Annotated in this window: 2 protein-coding genes and 1 pseudogene; all 3 read left to right on the top strand. The window is 67.5% G+C overall.

Annotated features, from left to right (window positions below):
* Nucleotides 1–236, top strand: a pseudogene (locus AB0M20_RS39265) (hypothetical protein); the annotation flags it as partial.
* Between the two features lie 150 nt (nucleotides 237–386).
* Nucleotides 387–1,523, top strand: a complete 1,137-nt coding sequence (locus AB0M20_RS39270; RefSeq protein ID WP_364306111.1) for a hypothetical protein — start codon at nucleotides 387–389, stop codon at nucleotides 1,521–1,523.
* A 251-nt stretch (nucleotides 1,524–1,774) separates the two neighbouring features.
* On the top strand, nucleotides 1,775–2,253 hold a 479-nt coding region (locus AB0M20_RS39275; protein WP_364306113.1), incomplete at its 3' end, for a hypothetical protein.

The following is a 2,253-nucleotide window of genomic DNA, read 5'->3' on the forward strand; positions in this document are numbered from 1 at the left end:
AGCCGTGGGGTGCCGTCGGGCAGTGGCTGCCGATCGGCTCCGGTGCCACGCTCCTGCGGTCGGTCGCGTACTTCGACGGCAACGGCGGCGGCACCGCTGCACTGATTCTGGGCACGTACGCCGCCGTGGGGATCGCCCTCGTTGCGACCGGCCGCCGCGGTCTTGCCGATCACCCGGTGCCGGCTGCGGCCGGCACCTCCGACGAGCGGGCGCGCAACGTCACGCTGGCCGGCTGAGGTCGCCGACGTCCACATCGGCGCTGCTGCGCCAAAGGTCGAGAACCGCTCTTCAGCGGCTTGATCAAACACTGTCCTCATGTCACGGCTCGCCATGGAGGTTTGACAGCAATGACACACGCAGTGCCACCACCAAGCGGGGAATTCGCCGTGGGTCGCACCTCGCGGGACTGGACCGATACGCCGCGGAAGGACCCGTACGCGGCGGACCCGTCCGAGCCGCGGTCGCTCGTGGCCTGGATCTGGTATCCGTGCGATCGGACGCCCGACGCGCCGGCTGCCGACTACCTGCCACCGGCCTGGCGGGCGGCCGGCGACATGCTCGGGCTTCGTACCGAAGGCCTGCTGGCGAACAGCACCGACTGCGGACCGGTCGCCGCCGCCCGTGCGGCTTACCCGGTGGTGCTGCTGTCGCCCAGCGGCTTCCCGCCGCTGCTGCTCTCGGCCATCGCCGAAGATCTGGCAAGCCATGGGTACGTCGTCGGCGGCGTCAACCACACCTATGAGACTGCGGTGACGGTGTTCGCAGACGGGCGAACGGTCCCGATGAACCCCGCCGCCACCGCCGGTGCACTCGGTCCGCAGAGCGGGTCGTACCGGGAAGTGTTCGCGCAGCGGACCAACGTCTGCCGGTACAAGGCAGCGGACCTCGCGTTCGTGGCGGACCGCCTCGCCGACCTGGACGCCGATGACCCGCTGACCGGCCGGCTCGACTTGAGCCGGCTGACCGCCATCGGCCACTCGTTCGGCGGCGCGGCTGCCCTGCAATGGTGCCGCGACGATCCCCGCTGCACCGCCGCCGTCAACCTCGACGGCGCTCTGTGGTCCGAGGTAGGGCGAAGCGGCCTCGCCCGGCCGGTGCTCCAACTGCTGGCACAGCACCCCGAATTCGAGGCAACGCCCGACGAAGCCGTCAAGGCCGGCATGGCGCCCGACCCCGATTGGTTCACGGCGGAGAAGGCGATCACGTTCGGCGGCTGGGAAACGGTCGACCGCACCGGCCGCCCGGCGTACTCGTTGCAGATCAACGGCGCCACGCACATGAGCTTCATGGACGTGCCATTCCTGCCACTCGGTGACGACTCCCCCGCCCGGGGCCTGCTGGCGGCCACCGCCATCGACCCGGCGCGGATGCGAGAAATCATGACCACGCTGCTGGTGGCCTTCCTCACGACCGGCGACATCGCCGAGGCATCGGCCTCGGAGGCCGTCCGAACCACGACCGAACAGCTCCCGGCCCGCACTCGGACCGAGCTAAGCACCGCGAACAGAATCGCATGCTGGTGATCGATCCGGATTCGACCGTGAGCAGTGGCGTATCGAGCACTTGCGTCGGGCATCGACAGCGAAGTTGATAGCCCAGCGAACGCGCGCGACCAGCATCTGAACCTCAGTGCGGCACGCGCTCCAGGAGCACGCTTAGAAGTGAGGCGGCCGCTGCCCGGCGGGATTCCAGGCGTTGAGCCAGATTTGGTCAACTCAGCGACCGGTTGACCGATGGTTCATGACAGGAGCCCCTGCCACGGAGCGGATACGCCATGCCTGTTGCGCTCGTTGCCGGACGTTTGATCTACATGAGGTCACAAGGTAATCAGTCCATCCGTGTCTGTACCGAGGCCAACGTTCGCGGCCAGTGGGCGTACGAGTTCTGGTTGGATGCGGGCCGGCATGTAAGCCCGTCCCAGGTCGAATCGTTCACTGAGGTGGCGGACTTGGTCGAATGGCTCGTGCACCGCGGTGCTCGCAGCCAAGCCACGGGCAATCCGGCACCCGGTACCGCCGGTCAGGTTGACTTTGCCCTGCGTATTGCACCGGACGCCGATTGGCTCAACGCGGCCCGGCCGGCCGTCGAGTGCTCGATCAACGTGTTGGTCGAAGAGTTTGCGAACCATCCCTACCTGCATCGTGTCGAGCACTCGTTGCACGTCCGCTTGGCGGAGTTGCTCAGCGCGTACGACATCTTCCGCGCTCGTCCCCGAATCGGAGATAGCAGTTACACGACCCAGTTGATCCATAA

This window comes from Actinoplanes sp. NPDC051633 (assembly GCF_040681735.1).
Taxonomy (GTDB): Bacteria; Actinomycetota; Actinomycetes; order Mycobacteriales; family Micromonosporaceae; genus Actinoplanes.